Source organism: Ralstonia sp. RRA (assembly GCF_037023145.1).
Lineage (GTDB): Bacteria > Pseudomonadota > Gammaproteobacteria > Burkholderiales > Burkholderiaceae > Ralstonia.
Window position 1 is genome coordinate 3,542,958 of sequence record NZ_CP146091.1, and the last position, 15,984, is coordinate 3,558,941.

Annotated in this window: 18 protein-coding genes; 11 read left to right on the top strand and 7 right to left on the bottom strand. The window is 61.6% G+C overall.

The features are described from left to right. Positions 1-10: 10 nt before the first annotated feature. Positions 11-1,003, bottom strand: a complete 993-nt coding sequence (locus V6657_RS17020; protein ID WP_048935725.1) for a DUF2804 domain-containing protein — start codon at positions 1,001-1,003, stop codon at positions 11-13. Positions 1,004-1,309: 306 nt separating this feature from the next. On the opposite strand from V6657_RS17020, the gene V6657_RS17025 reads away from it, so the two are divergent. Beyond that, positions 1,310-1,633: a hypothetical protein gene (locus V6657_RS17025; RefSeq protein WP_021197088.1), complete on the top strand. Its 324-nt coding sequence runs from the start codon at positions 1,310-1,312 to the stop codon at positions 1,631-1,633. Between the two features lie 140 nt (positions 1,634-1,773). On the opposite strand, the gene V6657_RS17030 is transcribed toward V6657_RS17025, so the two are convergent. The 3 genes from V6657_RS17030 to V6657_RS17040 are packed head-to-tail and all read right to left on the bottom strand — an operon-like array spanning position 1,774 to position 4,478. Beyond that, a complete protein-coding gene (locus V6657_RS17030; protein ID WP_048935726.1) occupies positions 1,774-2,178 on the bottom strand; it encodes a cupin domain-containing protein in 405 nt (134 codons plus the stop codon). A 15-nt stretch (positions 2,179-2,193) separates the two neighbouring features. After that, a complete protein-coding gene (locus V6657_RS17035) occupies positions 2,194-3,327 on the bottom strand; it encodes an alpha/beta hydrolase (protein ID WP_137884937.1) in 1,134 nt (377 codons plus the stop codon). 23 nt (positions 3,328-3,350) lie between these two features. Further along, a complete protein-coding gene (locus V6657_RS17040) occupies positions 3,351-4,478 on the bottom strand; it encodes an MFS transporter (RefSeq protein ID WP_048935727.1) in 1,128 nt (375 codons plus the stop codon). A gap of 212 nt (positions 4,479-4,690) precedes the next feature. On the opposite strand from V6657_RS17040, the gene V6657_RS17045 reads away from it, so the two are divergent. Next, positions 4,691-5,584 carry a LysR family transcriptional regulator gene (locus tag V6657_RS17045; RefSeq protein ID WP_048935728.1) on the top strand — a complete coding sequence of 298 codons (894 nt, stop codon included), beginning with the start codon at positions 4,691-4,693 and terminating at the stop codon, positions 5,582-5,584. A 198-nt stretch (positions 5,585-5,782) separates the two neighbouring features. On the opposite strand, the gene V6657_RS17050 is transcribed toward V6657_RS17045, so the two are convergent. Then, positions 5,783-6,226 (bottom strand): nucleotidyltransferase domain-containing protein, encoded by a 444-nt coding sequence (locus V6657_RS17050; RefSeq protein WP_248694765.1) that lies wholly within the window; start codon positions 6,224-6,226, stop codon positions 5,783-5,785. Positions 6,227-6,492: 266 nt separating this feature from the next. Between V6657_RS17050 and V6657_RS17055 the strand changes: the two genes are divergently transcribed. Beyond that, positions 6,493-6,792 (top strand): 2Fe-2S iron-sulfur cluster-binding protein, encoded by a 300-nt coding sequence (locus V6657_RS17055; protein ID WP_048935729.1) that lies wholly within the window; start codon positions 6,493-6,495, stop codon positions 6,790-6,792. 22 nt (positions 6,793-6,814) lie between these two features. Beyond that, positions 6,815-7,519, top strand: a complete 705-nt coding sequence (locus V6657_RS17060) for an NAD(P)H-binding protein (RefSeq protein ID WP_048935730.1) — start codon at positions 6,815-6,817, stop codon at positions 7,517-7,519. A gap of 451 nt (positions 7,520-7,970) precedes the next feature. On the opposite strand, the gene V6657_RS17065 is transcribed toward V6657_RS17060, so the two are convergent. Next, positions 7,971-9,317 carry a GGDEF domain-containing protein gene (locus V6657_RS17065; RefSeq protein WP_048935731.1) on the bottom strand — a complete coding sequence of 449 codons (1,347 nt, stop codon included), beginning with the start codon at positions 9,315-9,317 and terminating at the stop codon, positions 7,971-7,973. Positions 9,318-9,820: 503 nt separating this feature from the next. Between V6657_RS17065 and V6657_RS17070 the strand changes: the two genes are divergently transcribed. Together V6657_RS17070 and V6657_RS17075 are read left to right on the top strand one after the other, a co-directional pair. Then, positions 9,821-10,069 carry a hypothetical protein gene (locus V6657_RS17070; protein ID WP_048935732.1) on the top strand — a complete coding sequence of 83 codons (249 nt, stop codon included), beginning with the start codon at positions 9,821-9,823 and terminating at the stop codon, positions 10,067-10,069. A 99-nt stretch (positions 10,070-10,168) separates the two neighbouring features. After that, the gene (locus V6657_RS17075; RefSeq protein WP_048935733.1) at positions 10,169-10,435 is read left to right on the top strand and encodes a hypothetical protein; all 267 of its coding nucleotides are present in this window, start codon (positions 10,169-10,171) and stop codon (positions 10,433-10,435) included. 1,131 nt (positions 10,436-11,566) lie between these two features. On the opposite strand, the gene V6657_RS17080 is transcribed toward V6657_RS17075, so the two are convergent. Next, positions 11,567-12,097: an ATP phosphoribosyltransferase regulatory subunit gene (locus V6657_RS17080; protein ID WP_248694766.1), complete on the bottom strand. Its 531-nt coding sequence runs from the start codon at positions 12,095-12,097 to the stop codon at positions 11,567-11,569. Positions 12,098-12,493: 396 nt separating this feature from the next. On the opposite strand from V6657_RS17080, the gene V6657_RS17085 reads away from it, so the two are divergent. The 5 genes from V6657_RS17085 to kdpA all read left to right on the top strand — a co-directional run bounded on the left by V6657_RS17085 (position 12,494) and on the right by kdpA (position 15,953). Next, a complete protein-coding gene (locus V6657_RS17085; RefSeq protein ID WP_137884841.1) occupies positions 12,494-12,847 on the top strand; it encodes a hypothetical protein in 354 nt (117 codons plus the stop codon). Between the two features lie 255 nt (positions 12,848-13,102). Beyond that, positions 13,103-13,918 carry a TorF family putative porin gene (locus V6657_RS17090; RefSeq protein ID WP_048935737.1) on the top strand — a complete coding sequence of 272 codons (816 nt, stop codon included), beginning with the start codon at positions 13,103-13,105 and terminating at the stop codon, positions 13,916-13,918. A gap of 31 nt (positions 13,919-13,949) precedes the next feature. After that, the gene (locus V6657_RS17095) at positions 13,950-14,075 is read left to right on the top strand and encodes a hypothetical protein (protein WP_274923381.1); all 126 of its coding nucleotides are present in this window, start codon (positions 13,950-13,952) and stop codon (positions 14,073-14,075) included. Next, entirely contained in the window at positions 14,072-14,161 is a 90-nt protein-coding gene (kdpF, locus tag V6657_RS17100; RefSeq protein ID WP_037026363.1) for a K(+)-transporting ATPase subunit F, read from the top strand. Before V6657_RS17095 ends, kdpF begins: the two co-directional genes overlap by 4 nt. Positions 14,162-14,180: 19 nt before the next feature. Continuing rightward, positions 14,181-15,953 (top strand): potassium-transporting ATPase subunit KdpA, encoded by a 1,773-nt coding sequence (kdpA, locus tag V6657_RS17105; RefSeq protein WP_048935738.1) that lies wholly within the window; start codon positions 14,181-14,183, stop codon positions 15,951-15,953. The last annotated feature ends 31 nt before the right edge of the window (positions 15,954-15,984 follow it).

Here is a 15,984-nt window from a genome sequence, read left to right on the forward strand (position 1 = left end):
ATCTGCGCCCTCACCAGCGCGAGGTGTGGTCTTCCGTCACGCCGGGCAGCCCTTGCACGGCATGCCGGATGCCCGTGTCCGGATCCACGATCTCGCCATCAAAATGGCCGATGGGCTGGATATAACGGCTGGCGGCGATGAGCAGGTTTTTGTTTTCGCTGCGCGCGCCTTCCGGCGTGAATGTCAGGTCGACCAGGCGATTGGCACTGCGGACGTGCCACGGTTGCAGCGGCTGCTTGGCATCGAAATCAAATTCGACCGCGCCGACGCGGATCAGCTTGCCGTGCAGCCACACGGCGTTCTCGGCATCCGCCATATAACCTTGCTGCAGGTTGAAGCCCATGTCACGACTGTGCGCGCTGGCCCAGCGCCAATGCGTTTCCCGCGCCAGCAGGCCGTTCGAGTAATCCAGCGAGGCCACGGCGCCATCCAGCCCATAGCGTTTGTCCGGGCAATCTGCAGTGCCACTGACCTGCAGCCCGCCGCTCTTGTGCGTCGAGTGTGCAAGCCAATTGGCGGGGGCAATGGATGCCAGCACCGGCGGCATGCCCGCCAGTTCGATGTCTGCGGCCAGCCGCAGCTTGGGTGACTGAATGGTCAGGGTCAGGCGATCGCCTTTGCGTTGGAAGGCCATGCGGCAACGCCCGGCCGTGAAAGACGCATGACCAAAGGCGCGGTCTTCCACCTTTGCGGACAGACCCGGCAATCCATTCGCACTGGTCGCACCAACAACTTCGCGGCGTTGCCGGTCGAACAGATAGGCGAACGCTGTGCCAGTCCAACCCACATCAACAATCGCCGCACCGATGAAGTAATCCGGATGCGCAATCGCGGCATATTGCCAACGCTTGTGATGCAGCTTGCGGGTCAGCCGCTGGTAAAGCGTGGTTTGCAGCGGCTGCCAGTCCAACTGTTCCACGATCCCCTCATACATGCCAAACGCAGGCAGGCCGTGTTCAAGCACCAGATGGCTGGGCGCGGCGGGAAGGCGCGATGTAGTCATGGCGTGTCGCGTAGGTCGTGGGCGGAGTGCGGTGACTCTACACGCCACCTGATGCGGCATGTGGCGTTTGAAGTGGCTGTATGGACGTGCGTTGCGGCAACGCCGGGGGGTGTGCGCCCTGATCCTGCCCCGCGCCTGAGCGACTGACCGATTTCAGCTTGAGAGCGGCCATCAAAGCGTTGCGCGGTCGAGCGTTGCCTTACGGGCGCCCCCGGCCCCGACGCTTGGCTTGCAGTAGTCGAAGCCGTGCCCGAGCGCTACGATCTATGCTCACCGGCTGCTTCTTCGCTGTCGAAGACTTCTTCAATGCCACGTCACCACCACCACGTCTACGTTGTCGAACTCTCGCGGCAAGTGCTGGCCGAAGCGCGCTTTGTGAAAGCGAATCCCGATTACCTCGGCGACAAGCCTTGCGTTTATGTGGGCATGACAGGACAGTCGCCGGACGTGCGCTTTGACAAACACAAGGCGGGGCTGAAATCGAACCGGTTTGTGCGGGAGTATGGCTTGCGCCTGATGCCGGAGCTGTACGAGTGCTTCAACCCGATGCCTTACGAAGCGGCACGGGAGATGGAAGTGGAGCTGGCGATCGGCTTGCGCGAGGAAGGGTATGCGGTGTGGCAAGCGTGAAGCGGTGACGGATGCCGTCCCCTAGTCGACTCCCTCCGGATTGCAAGGCGCAACTGGCGCCGTTGAAGATTCGGGGCGGCCAGCATATTGCCCCATCAACCAACGGCGGTTCGCAGGTGCGTTGATGCGCTTGTCTCTGATCACGGCTCGCCTTCCAAATACTGTTCATCGGAAACAGGTTCCAGCCATTCCACTGCCTTGCCGTCGAGTGCCTCCTGAACCGCGATGTGCGTCATTGCTGTCGTCGAAGTGGCGCCGTGCCAGTGCTTGTGATTCGGCGGGCACCAGATCACGTCGCCAGCCCGGATCTCCACCTTCTCTTCGCCTTCGCACTGCGTCCAGCCGCATCCTGCCGTGACGATGAGTGTTTGCCCGAGCGGATGGGTGTGCCAGTTGGTGCGCGCGCCCGGTTCAAAGGTCACAGCGGCGCACGAGTGACGAGCGGGCAGCGGAGGATTGCTCAAGGGATCAATCCTCACGCTGCCGGTGAACCACTCAGCGGGGCCCTTGATGGAGGGTTGCGTTCCTACCCGTTTCAGTTCCATGGCTGCTCCTTAGTGTCACGCCTGCTTCAGGTTCTGCCTGAAGAAGGCTTCCAACCTGTCGAAGGGAATCTTTTCGAGTCGGTCGTAAAGGTCGACGTGGTCCGCGTCCGGGACGATCACGAACTCTTTCGGGCCGGATGCTGCCTTGTAGGCATCTTCCGAGTAGTACCTCGAGTGGGCATTTGCGCCGGCCACCAGCATGATCGGCCGTGGCGCGACCATCGCGATGTTTGCCGCCAGTGGGAACTCGAAGAACGACATCGGCGTCGTGGCCGTCCACGCCGTCGTGGAGTTGATCGAGCGGGGATGGAAGCCCCGCGGCGTGCGGTAGTAGTCGAAGAACGCGGCCAGCACGGGGTCGGGATTGGCCGGCAGCTTTTCTGGCAGCACGCGGTCGCCTTTCAGCAACTGGCCGTTGGCGTCGAAGGGCACTTCGTGAAAGCCCAGCGCAAACGTCCCTTTCTCCGCATCGATCCAGCGTTGTTGGCTCAGGTAGTCGATCACCTGATGCCGTTGTTCGAGGGTGTAGCCGTCTTTGTAGCTGCGGCTCATGCTGCGCGACATGTCGTACATCGAAGCCGTAGCCACCGCCTTGATCCGCGAATCGCCGCTTGCGGCCGTCAGCGCCATGCCGCTCAGGCCGCAGATCGCCATGGCGCCGATGCGCTCGCGGTCCACATCCGGCAGCAGACCCAGGTAATCGACCGCGGCGCTGAAGTCTTCTGTGAAGATGTCCGGCGATGCCACGTTGCGCACCTCGCCACCGCTCTCGCCAGTAAACGAGGGATCGAACGCGAGCGTGACAAAGCCGCGTTCCGCGAGCGTCTGGGCGTAGAGGCCCGACGATTGTTCCTTCACCGCACCGAACGGACCGCTCAGCACCAGAGCCGGCAGCCTGCCGACGCCAGGACGCTTCGGCCGGTACAGGTCGCCGGCGAGAACGATCCCGAATCGGTTCTTGAACGTCACCTTGCGATGCATCACGCGGTCGTTTTGCGCGAACACCTTGTCCCATCGACCCGTCGGTTCCATGTGTACTCCGGTTGAATGTTTGCGATCGCCGGCGAGTGCGGGCGCGGCCGTCACGGCGGCCGCTCCGAGAGCCAAGGCGTTTTGCAGCGCACGGCGGCGAGAATTCGAGAAATCCATGTAGGTTCCTTTGAACTAGGTCATCACGCTACCCGGCGACTGCGATGCGCCGTGGTCAATGCCAGGGCCGACGCAGCCACCAAGAGGAGTGCACTGAAGCCGAAGGTAGCGGTATAGCCGCTGGCATCTAACAGCACGCCTCCGACCGTCGAACCCAGTGCGATCGCCAACTGGACCACGGCCACCATCAGCCCGCCGCCCGCTTCGGCGCTTTTCGGCAGCGTCGTTGCCAGCCAGCTCCACCAGCCGACGGGCGCGGCAGTCCCGAGCAACCCCCACACGGCCAGCAGGCCAACAGCGGCGCCAGTCTGTTCTCCGTACAGAACCAGCGCCACGGCGACGGCCGCCATTGCGAGTGGAATGGCGATCAGGGTGCGGTACAGACTGCGAGAGAGGAACCAACCGATGATGGTGGTGCCAATGAAGCCCGCGACCCCCATCGCGAGCAGCACCAGCGAAAGCGTCGAGGCGTTTGCGTGGGTCGTCGTTTCCAGGAAGGGGCGCACAAATGTGAAGAGCGCGAACTGCCCCATGAAAAATAGGCCGACCGCCGCCATCCCCAGCAGTACCAGCGGATCCGCCAGCAGGCGCAATGCGTTGCGGGATCCGGGAGCCGGTGCGTCTGCCCGCATCGATGGCAGGCTCGCCCATTGCCAGGCGAAGGCGAGCGCCGCGACAGGCACAAGACCGAAGAAGGCACCACGCCATCCGACCAGCGAGCCGATGAAGCTGCCCAGCGGTGCGGCGATCACCGTGGCAAGCGCACTGCCGCCGTTGAAGATCGCCAGTGCGCGCGGGACCTTCGGTGCGGGTACCAGCCGGATGGCCGTCGCGGCTGACATGGACCAGAAGCCACCGACGGACACCCCGATGAGCACGCGGCCGATCATGTACATCACGAGGCTGTGCGCCAAAGCGATGAGCGCACCGGACACGGCCATGAAAGCGGTCATCCACAGCAGGATGGTCTTGCGATCCGTCTGCCGCGCTAGCGCCGGAAGCAGAAGGCTAGTCAAGACAGCAAAGGCGCCGGACACGGCGATCCCTTGACCGGCCACACCCTCGCTGACGTGCAGGTCCGTCGCGATGGGCGTGAGCAGGCTGACCGGCATGAACTCCGATGCGATCAATGCAAAGACGCACAGCGCCATGGCGAACACGCCACTCCAGTGGCTCTGTTGGCCGCGGCTGGCAGGAGCAATCGCAGGCGATGCGGCTGGGAGCGGCCGGCTGTCGAGTTGGGGTGTGAGGGTCGATGGTGCTTGGGTCATGCCCCAAATTATGGTGACCACCTGCGCCCGCCACTAGATAATGAATCCTGAATACATCTAGTAGATAAGCTAATGAATCGGAGGATGGGACCGTGGCGAGGAGGAATCTGAACGATCTGCTGGGCTTCGTGACCGTTGCGCGCGAGGGCAGCTTTACGCGTGCCGCAGCGAGTCTCGGGGTGACTCAATCCGCGTTGAGCCAATCCATCCGCGGGCTGGAGGAGCGGCTCCAGATCCGCCTGTTGACCAGAACAACGCGCAGCGTGTCAACGACGGCCGCCGGCGAACGTCTGATGCAGGCGATTGGGCAGCGCTTCGACGAGATTGAATCCGAGCTCGATGCATTGACGGCGCTGCGGGACAAGCCGGCCGGCACGGTCCGCATCACCTGCGGCGATCACGTGCTGCAGAGCATTCTGCTGCCCCGGCTCACGCCCTTGCTGCAGGATTACCCAGACATCAAGGTGGAGTTCGACGTCAACTACGGGTTCCGAGACATCGTGGCCGACCGCTTCGATGCCGGCGTGCGCATGGGCAACACCATAGACAAGGACATGATCGCCATCCCGATCGGGCCAGCATTACGCCTGGCGGTGGTTGCGTCACCCGCGTATTTCGCGGCCCATCCCGCGCCGAAGCTTCCTCGGGATCTGACGGAGCATCGTTGCATCAATCAGCGCATGCCGACCTCCGGCGGCCTGTACGTTTGGGACTTCGAACGGCGCGGCCGCAAGATCAACGTCCGCGTCGACGGCCCGCTCGTTTTCAACACCACACCCCCGCAAGTGGACGCGGCGCTCGCCGGCTTGGGCGTCGTCCTTCTTCCTGAAGACGAAGTCATGTCTCACATCAGCGCCGGGCGGCTGGTCCGCGTTTTAGAAGACTGGTGCCCGAAGTTTGCCGGGTACCACCTCTACTACCCGAGTCGGCGGCAGCCTTCTCCGGCGTTCTCGCTAGTCGTGGACGCATTGCGTTTTCGTGCGTGACATCAACGAATCCTGGAAAAAACGGGGACGGTGGGTGCGGTCCGTCCATGACGGCCGGATGGCGCTAAATCGGCCGCCCCACACGCAGCGCGTTGATTGTCTCTGAAGCGTTGGACCGTGCCGGTCGTAGGTGGCGCAGTCACTGAACGCTATCGGCCACGAGCGGTCGCTAGATCCCGGCGCGCAAATCGTCGACATTCACCAAGACAAAGGTGCCCTCTCATGCAGGGCAACGCTTGGAGAGACGGTATGGAGAGTGGATGCGTATCGCCCGTGTCGGGCATTAGTGGAGTGTTGCTCGGCAATTCGTTCGTCGCGGTCATGGTCGCTACCGATCGGGAAAATCTTGGGTTTCTGAACGACATTCATCACGAATGCATCTTGCCGAGTGAAGGCCGCCCGCCATTCGCCCGAAGACAGAACCCTGGGGTTGGTCTCGCGCCCCAAGGCCCTTTGGGCGGCATAGAGCAGCCCGACAACGGCCGCAAAGCCGATCGGACCGATCACCATCACGTCGACGTCGCTGTCCGCGACTTCCTGACCACGGGCGACGGAACCGAAAACGAATGCGGCGTCGATCTGATCGGAACACGGGATCAGAGCCTCGGCGAGCACGTCGGCAAGACCGGAAGTCTTGCGCATGATGCTCGCCAGTTCCTCGTAAATCGGAAGCCCTATTTGCGCGATAGACACTCTGTTGCCTTGCCGATCCCGGCTCAAAATTCCCGCCGCGGCCAGCTTGCTCAGTTCCTTGTGCAGCGTGCCCCCCGCCCCGCCAGTCAGACGCGCGATTTCACGGACGTGAAACTCCTTATTTCGATGGGCACAGATGCGGCCTGACGCACTCGCCGTTTCAGTTATCCTTGCCGCTTCGCGTTGTCACCCGCCCGTCGGCCTTTGCACGCCGCATGACCGAAACCGACCCATCCCACCGCGTCCGCATCGAACCGCTCGGCGTCAGCTTCGACGCGCCGGAATCGCTGACACTGCTTGAAGCCGCTGGCTTCGCTGGTGTGTCGCTGCCGCGCTCGTGCCGCAACGGCACCTGCCGAAGCTGCTTCTCCCGGATCGTCAGCGGCACCGTCCGCTACACGATCGAATGGCCGGGCCTGAGCCGCGAGGAAAAAGCCAACGGCTACACGCTGCCGTGCGTCGCGATCGCGACGTCGGACGTCATCGTCGACGTGCCCGATGCGACCGTGGCGTAAGTCCGCAGCCTCCATTACGCTCATGACGAATCCACCCTCCAGCCCGCCGCCCCGCCTCCCGCGTCATGTCGCGGTGATCGGCGCAGCGGGCGGCCTCGGCCAAGCCATCCTGCGCATCTGCCGCGCCGAGGGCATCCGTTTCACCGCCATCGTCCGTTCCAGGCCCGAGCGGATCGCCGACGTGCCGGCCGGCTGCCGCGTCGCCGTCGTCCGTTCGCTTGCGGACCGCGCCGCGCTCACCGATGCATTCGCCGGCACCGACGCGGTGCTCACCGCGCTCGGCGTCACGCCGACGAGCGACGATCCATCCTCGCGGCTTTCCGCGAATATGGACGCGGTCAACGCGTCGATGCGTGCAGCGGATGTCGACCGCATCGTCGTGGTCAATACGCTGTTGACAGCGCCGCCGGGTGAACCGCCGAGTCGCGCGATCCGGTTCTTTTCGCACGTGCCCGGCCGGATCGGCCGAGGCGCGGCCGAATTGCAGGCCGTCGTCGACGCGCTCGGCAACGGCGCGTTCGCGTCGCTGCGCTGGACGCTCGTGCGCGCGGCCGTCAATGCGCGCGGCAAGGACGAACGCCCGGCCGCGTCGGTCGACGCGAACGGCACACGCAACAACAGCCTGATGCCGGTGTCGTATGACGCAATGGGAAGATGGATGCTCGAAGAAGCGGCGGCGAACGCGTTCGTACGCCAGGCGCCGAAGGTGTCGCGGCAGCGAAACTGATCCCGCGTTCGGAGCGAACGCGGGCCGCCGGGGGTGTCAGGTTTTCCGTGCCATCCAGCAACGCGACCGGCGGCAGACGCCCAGGGTATCGCTTGCGTCGCGGTTTGGGCGGTGGAAGTTATGGTTCGATCAGCCCCCACAGCTCGTCATCAACGATATCGCATCGAACCGCACAAGCTTGCTGAGCTTCAATTGATCTTGCAGGGCAGCGGTGTACCCTTGTATATGGCATACAGGGGCGTCCCGCATCATGCGTTGAAGTTGTACGCGCTGGGAGCTTCCTGGCTATGGAGCCGGACCGAAAAGTAGTTTCACTGAGCGTCGGCTTCCGAGCGACTCGACGGTCTCCTAAGGGGTGATAGCGGCTGGTCGCCGCTGGCACGCTCGCTGACCGCTATCGGCGAGTTTGCGACATGCGAGACATCAGCCACGCCCTATCCCGCACACCACCTCACGCACCAACAACCTTGTTCTTCCCCGTACGCTTGGCCTCGTACATGGCACGATCAGCCCGCTGGATTGCATCCATGGGCGCCTCATCCTTGCCGAGTTCTGCCACACCTGCAGAAAACGTAACGAAGAGCCGCGTATTGCCGGCAACAAAGAAGCGCTGCGTCAACGCGCGCTGAAGCCGCACGATGGCTTGCACGCCGTCTTCCAGGCACGTGTCGGGCATCAGGATGACGAACTCCTCACCGCCAAAGCGTGCGAGCGTGTCTTGGGGGCGCATCGCTTCGCGCGCGACCTGGGCCAGATGCGACAGGGCATCGTCGCCAAAGCTATGCCCATGCGCATCGTTGATCGACTTGAAGTTGTCGATGTCGATGAAGGCGATGGACAGCGCAGATTTCAGATGCGCGGCGCGGGCAACCTCGCGCGCCAGCGCTTCTTCCAGGCCCTTGCGGTTGAGCGCGCCGGTCAGCAGGTCATGGCGCGCAGAGGCGGACGCCAGGTCGAGCGCCTGATGCAGCCGCGCCACTTCCGCCGCGGCCTCTTCGGCCCGCTTCTTCATCGCCGACAGTTCTTCGTGATGGCGTGCAGAAACCAACGACATCCAACGCGTGGCCGCCAGCGCGTCTTGGATCACGGGCGCAATATCGGAGATCGTGCGGGCCGATTCGATCTTCTTGATGCACGCCTCCATGTGGCGATGGTGCTCGCCCGAGCTTTCCGCCGCCGAGGACAGCCGCTCCAGGAAAGACGCCAGCAGCCACTTCATTTCTTCCTGGGCTTCAAGCGACTTCGCCTTCAGCGCGCCCTGCTTCTGGATCACCTCTTTGAGGCGCCGCCGCACGTCTTCCAGCCGGCGCAGGCTCACGGGGGCCTCGCTGGCCTTCATCAAGGCCTCGATCTGCCCGCGCAGCCAGCGGTCATCGAGCGATAGCTCGCCAATGTTCTCAAACACGAGCTGCAGCAGATTCAGCAACGACTTGCGGATCTCGTTCTGATCTGCCGCCGCCAGCGACAGCCGCTGGTTGAACGTCGCCAGTTTGTTGTTCAGGCTGCCAAGGGTTTCCGATTCAGACCGGCAGGCCTTGATCAGTACCCGCGCCGAGGGGCCGATCGTGGTGTTGTCATCGCCCAGCGCCGGCAAACAGTACTCAACCGTGCGTGCGAGCTGTTCGCACAACTCCCGCACCAGGGCCATCCGCTCCGCTTCGTGGGCGTGGAGGCTGGGCTTGTTGCCCGCGATTTCGTAGTAGATCGATGCAAAGTTGTCTGGCGTGGGAAGCAACCTGCGTGAGGCCAGCAGCTTGAGGGCGTGCCGAGCGGTCTCCGAGGGATTTTTTTCTGTCATGCCTAAGCTGCAGGTTTGCGGGACGGGATTCGAGGGGGATTGTCCATGGTTCTGGGTGCGCCGCACAGTCGTTCAAAAGTTTGTGTGTGGGTTTTGCTGCAGGGGTGCGTTCTGTCCCTGAATTTCAGGCTGAACTGTTTGCTGCGCGATAATGCGCGCCTTATGCCTGCGGGACGCAGCGCCGCACACGTGTCAGGCGCATCAGCAAACTCTGATTTGTCTCGCAAACCATTGCTTCAGTTAAAAGCGGCCTCGTAGACTCCGGGTGCCGCTTTCGTGCCATGAGAGAAAGCGGCCGAGGATTGGAACCCTCGGTATCGTCCGGCAGGGACCGAGCATAGGTCCTTGTCGTCAATCTCCCGTGGCCGCTCCCCCTTTATGGGCGAGCCTGGCAGGGACGGCTTCGCGCCGATCGAGTGACGGTACTCGGGTTCCAACCTTGTCAGTGCTCGCCCACCCTCCCCCCGGGTGGCGAGTTTCCTCAATTCGACGGAGACATCGCCATGACAGACCCCCAAGCCATTCCCGATATTCGCCGCTATCAAGCGCATGCTGAGTTGTTCGACAAGCTTTCAAAGCTACGGGCGTTTTTGAGCATGCTGCACGCCAGTGGGTTCGAGCATTTCCGCGCGATGGATGAGACGCGGCAGGCGGAATACCTGTGGACGTGTTTGGATTATGCGGAGGGGGCGTATACGGCGCTGACGGTTTGGGATGGGATGGATGTGGTGAATCAGGAAGACCTTCACTAGGGTGCTGAACTTCCATCGACGGGTATCCGGATTACGGTGTGTTTGCCTATATCGAAATCCGGCTTTAAGGTGCCGTGTTAACAGAGCAAGGAGGCAACCATGAGCAATTACAGAAAACTCGCAGCGATGGTTGTCGTTGCCTCCTTCACGGCGGCAGCGCTGGCGATGTCTCCGACACCTGTGTCGTGGGGCTACCCCGCGCTGGACGCGCTTTGCCTCCTACAGGAAGCCGCGGCTGTTGACGGTGTTTCGGGTGCCTACCCGATCGGGGCGACCGCCGAAACGAAGTTCGGCAAGTGGACCTGCACGAAGGTTGTGGTGAGCCAGTCTCCCGTGAAAACTGGCGGGGTTTGGGTGCAGAAGTAGCAAGGAGGGCGTGTGGGTCATCCACAGTTCAATCCGGATAACCTCATCGACGGGTCACAACCGTAACGTAGACCGTATGTCACTTCAAACCATGATCGCTCTGGAGCCACATGTTCTGTCCAGCATGCAATACCCAAAATTCCGCAACCAGCGTGAACTGCATCCAATGCGGAACGACCCTTATCTATGAAGCCAAAGGGCACTCCACCTCATACATTCAGGGCGCCCAGTTGGTTGACTCGAGAATCTATGGTCTCGTGGGCTGTGTCGTTTGCCTGGGCCTTGCATTCGTCTTGCTGAATACTGTGCTGTCCGAGCTGTCTCTGAATGAGCATCTCGTCTATCTGGGCAGCATCGTCGTTGGTGGTATTGCTGGCCGAGTCGTTGCTTGGAGGAAATGGCGTGCACTCCTACAAGCGTCGAAATCATCGTCTTGATATCCCGTGATGAGTTTCAGGTGGTCGGCTTAGCAACCAAGAAGTGACGCACAACATTTGATCCACAAAGACCCTAAACCGTGCACAGACAATGAAAGCCAATTGGCAGCTGATCGGATCGATTCTAATTTTCTTACTACCGATTCTGGCTTGGATTCTTTACGAGATTGGGCGACTTATCGATAGAGTGAGTGGGCGACCAACCGTGAACGGTGCATCTGTGTACAACTGGCTTAGTCTCGCCGCTGCATTCGTGATTGGATGGGGGGCGGGCCCTGACGCCTTGGGTGTTCTGATTGTTGCATTGATTCCCTCTTGGATCGTCGCAACTCGCCTCTCTAAAAAGTATCGCGGGCAGAAGCTCTCCGTGTCCAACCAACGGTAGCCAACATGTATCGAACAGTATTTCCACGCTCTACTGTGCCCGGCTCCATTGAGCCGACATCGTACGGCCACTTCCTAGCTGGTTCAGTTCCAGCCAAATGCAGGCCGTGTGACCGCCGTGGGTGAGCATTAGCGCTCCGGCACCGGCAATCAACGTCATCAACACAGGAATGACGATCAGCGCTCGGCCGAACGCGCACACCGTGTTGTTGGGCGCGAAGGCCGCGACCACGCTGGCCCCCCGCCTCGCGCGACAACAAACACTCGCGCGAGGCGGCTCAAATTTCCATATTTGATCGACGGGTTGGCCTCATTCCATCAATCGTTGGGCAAGCATGGCCAGTAACAGTCGTTCGACACCAATGCCAAAGCCTGCCCCTTCCCGATACGCGCCACCGCCGGCTACCTGCTGCTGCGCTCCAAGCTCCTTGCAGCGCATTTCGAATCCCTGCCCGTTGAGATAGTAGCTAAGACCTCTTCGAGCAGCCTCATCGAACTGATAACGAAGCCCCAACGAATCGAAGAATCCTGTGGCGATTTTCCGGCTATCGGCAGCTGCGCGTTCTGGATCTGCGGAAAGGCATTCGAAACCGAGTTGCGTGAACTCGCGGTATCGCCCCGCCTGAGGCCGCTCATATCTGTAGCAGCGTGCGATGTAGAACAATCGACGCTCGGGTCTGCCACTGAGCAATTGCTTGCTTTGCTCTTGGAAGAGCGCGGTTGCTTCCGGAATCAGGCAACACGAACGCCCCTTCTTGTCGGGGAAGACCCACATCTGATCGATGATTTCGCTTCCGCCTGCTTTCTCGACGAACGTGTCTTGAGACCACAGGGCGGGCACGATCACCTCCTCTGCACCGCAATCAATGAAGGTAGCTCCGGAAACGGTTCTCAAGCATCCGGATTTGGCAGGCTTCTTTGCCTACGACGAAGCGGGTTCCGCGAAGCATTGTCATGTTCATTCTCCTTAAGAAATAAAAAAAGGCGCCTATGGCGCCTTGGTTTCGTGTTGCCTGAAGCAGGACCGGTTGGCCCCCGCTTTCAGTGCTATGGACGTAACGAACCACGGCGCGATGAAATGCGGCCGTGGTGGTGATGCAGTTTGGCAAGTTCGTTACGGAGTTCCATGTCTGAATACTGACATATGTGTCGCAACAAGTGAACTACTGATCAAGCACCGCCCTCAGCGAATCGCCGGTCTGCACGCCTTCGCGAGATCGTAAATTCGCTTCGAAGCTTGTCGAAGCGCCCGTTATTGAGTTTCTGGGGCGGTACGGAATACTGGGTCAAGGTCTCGGGGCTTGAGGTTGCGTTCCCGCCAGACAAGATCGCGGACGTAGCCAACGTGATCGGGAATGACGTTGAGGGTATCAAGTGCCTTAGCCTAGATAGGCCTGCCTTCGACAACTCTTTCTGGACGTTTGCAATCGAGGCGATGGACCGTTTGGGATTCGCCTTCTATGACGATGCATTGGGCAGCATCCATGTTCTTCACGGTGATCCCGATGATCTTCCTGAATCAATCCGTAGTGAAAGCGTGAACGGCGTTCATAAAATTTCTAGCTTCTCGCAAATCTGGCAGAAGCTCTGAACAGTGCTTTGGGCCGGCTTTGGTTGACCATGTTCAGCCAAAGCCGGCCGGTTTCGAGCGGGCTGCTAACCCAGCGGCCCATTTTTACACCGCGTTTACCCCTCCCCCAACCTTTACCCCGTTTTTACCCCCTTTCCCTAATGTTGCACTGCACGCAGGCCCACTGACGGGAGCCCGCGTGCACGCCGCATCCGGTTCCAGTCGGGCGCTTGAGCGCCGGGCCGGGCGGCACCTAAAACAACAAGGGAAAGGTCCATGCAAGCCAAGCAGGTTTCTTTGCGCGCCACCGTCATCGGTGGCGTTGTCATGTGTGCCGCAGCGCTCTCCAGCGCGGCCGCTTTTGCGCAGTCCAACGATGCGGCCCCGGCACCGGCCGCGGCACCCGCCAGCCCGCTGACGGCCAACGTCACGCTGGCCAGCCAGTACCGCTATCGCGGGATCATGCAAACCAACAACAAGCCGGCCATCCAGGGCGGCGTTGATTACGCCATTCCGGGCGGCGTGCTGCCCGAGGGCTTCTACGTCGGCAACTGGAACTCGTCGATCAGCTGGCTGGGGGATTCCAACCCCAACGTGTCCGCCCCCATCGAGATGGACTTCTACGGCGGCTACAAGACCGAGCTGATGAAGGACGTCCCTATCGACGTGGGCGTGCTGCAGTACTACTACCCGGGCAGCTACCCCGACGGGTACACCCGCCCGCACACCACCGAAGGCTATGCACAGATCGGCTATGGCCCGGTGGCGTTCAAGTACTCGCACGCGTTCTCCAACCTGTTCGGTTTTGCCGATAGCCACCACAGCCAGTACTTCGACCTGTCGGGCAATTTCGACACCGGTTTCTGGGGCCTGACGCTGAACCTGCACGTGGGTTATCAGCAGGTGCCGCACCAAGTGGTGCGCACGTCATATGCCGACTGGAAAGTGGGCGTAACGAAGGATTTTGGTTCGGGCTGGACAGCTTCCTTGAGCTACATCGACACCAATGCATCGCGTCTGGCCTACACCAATACACGAGGCAGCTACATGGGCAAGGCGACCGCCCTGCTCGCCGTGACCAAGACGTTCTGACAACCACGACCTGAAGGAAAGGGGAGCGCATATGGACTTCGTTTATCTCGCCGGCCTCGCGGTGCTGGCCTTGGCAGTGGGCGGATTGCTCGCCCTCTCTGGCCGGCTTGCCACCAAAAACCAGCCCACCACGCACGCAATGGAGAAACAGCAATGACCTGGCTCTACGTGTTGTCCGGGGCCATCACGGTGGCCTTGCTCGTCTATTTGTTCGTGGCCCTGCTGTGGCCCGAACGCTTCTAACAACAATGCGAGGCACACCATGAATGCGTTCCTCCTCCAGCTGGCGATCTACCTGGTCGTGCTGCTGGTCCTGGCCAGGCCGCTCGGCACTTACATGGCCGGCGTGTTTGGCGACAAGCCTTCGCGCACCCACTGGCTCGGTCCTATCGAGCGCTTCTTCTATCGCATTGCCGGCGTCAATCCGCAGGCGGAGATGGGCTGGAAGCGCTATGCGGTGGCCGTCATCGTCGTCAACGTGCTGGGTGCGCTGGCGGTGTATGCGCTGCAGCGCCTGCAGCAGTGGCTGCCGTTGAACCCGCAGAGCTTTGGTGCGGTCACGCCGGATTCGTCGTTCAACACGGCGGTCAGCTTTGTCACCAACACCAACTGGCAAGGCTATTCGGGCGAAAGCACGATGAGCTATCTCACGCAGATGCTCGGGCTGGCGGTGCAGAACTTCCTGTCGGCCGCCACGGGCATTGCGGTGGTGATTGCGCTCATCCGCGGCTTTGCACGCCATTCGGCCAAGACCATCGGCAACTTCTGGGTCGATTTCACGCGCGCTACGGTGTACGTGCTGCTGCCGCTGTCGATCATCGTGTCGGTGTTCTTCGTGAGCCAGGGCGTGATCCAGAACTTCGATGCGTACAAGGACGTGACCACCGTCACGGCCACCACGTATGACAACCCGAAGATGGACGCCAGCGGCCAGCCGCTCAAGGATGCCCAGGGCAACCCCGTGACCGAGAAGGCCACCACGCAAACGCAGACCCTGCCGATGGGCCCGGTTGCTTCGCAAGAGGCGATCAAGATGCTCGGCACCAACGGTGGCGGCCTCTTCAACGCCAACTCGGCGCACCCGTACGAGAACCCGAATGCGCTGACGAACTTCGTGCAGATGCTGGCCATCTTCATCATCCCGGCGGCGCTGTGCTTCACGTTTGGCGGCATGGTGGGGGATCGTCGTCAGGGCTGGGCCGTGTTGGCGGCCATGACGGTGCTGTTTGTGGTGCTGGCCGTCTTCGAGATGTGGTCGGAAATGCATGCCAACCCCATGCTGGCCAACCTGGGCATCGACCAGGCCATCGGCAACATGGAAGGCAAGGAATCGCGCTTTGGCGTCGTGGCAACGTCGCTGTTCGTGACCATCACCACCTCAGCGTCCTGCGGTGCGGTCAATGCCATGCATGACTCGCTGACTGCGCTGGGTGGCTTCGTGCCGATGTTCCTGATGCAGCTGGGCGAAGTGGTGTTTGGCGGTGTGGGCTCGGGCCTGTACGGCATGCTGGTGTACGCCATCCTGGCTGTGTTCATCGCAGGTCTGATGATCGGCCGCACGCCGGAATACCTCGGCAAGAAGATCGAGGTGTTCGAGATGAAGATGACGTCCATCGCCATTCTCGTCACGCCGCTGCTGGTGCTCGTGGGCACCGCCGTTGCCGTGCTGGCTGCGGGTGGCAAGGCGGGCATCTTCAACCCCGGCACGCATGGCTTCTCTGAAGTGCTGTACGCCTTCTCGTCGGCCGCCAACAACAACGGCAGCGCGTTTGCGGGGCTGTCGGCCAACACGCCGTTCTACAACGTGGCGCTGGGCATTGCCATGTGGCTGGGCCGCTTTTGGATCATCGTTCCGGTGCTGGCGATGGCAGGCACGTTTGCCGCCAAGAAGCGCCTGCCGGTGACGGTTGGCACGCTGCCCACGCACGGGCCCCTCTTTGTCGTGCTGCTGATCGGCTCGGTGCTGCTGGTGGGTGCGCTCACCTACATCCCGGCGCTGGCGCTCGGCCCCATTGCGGAACATCTCGCACGCTAAAGCGCGCAGTCCACTCATATCAACAGGTGCC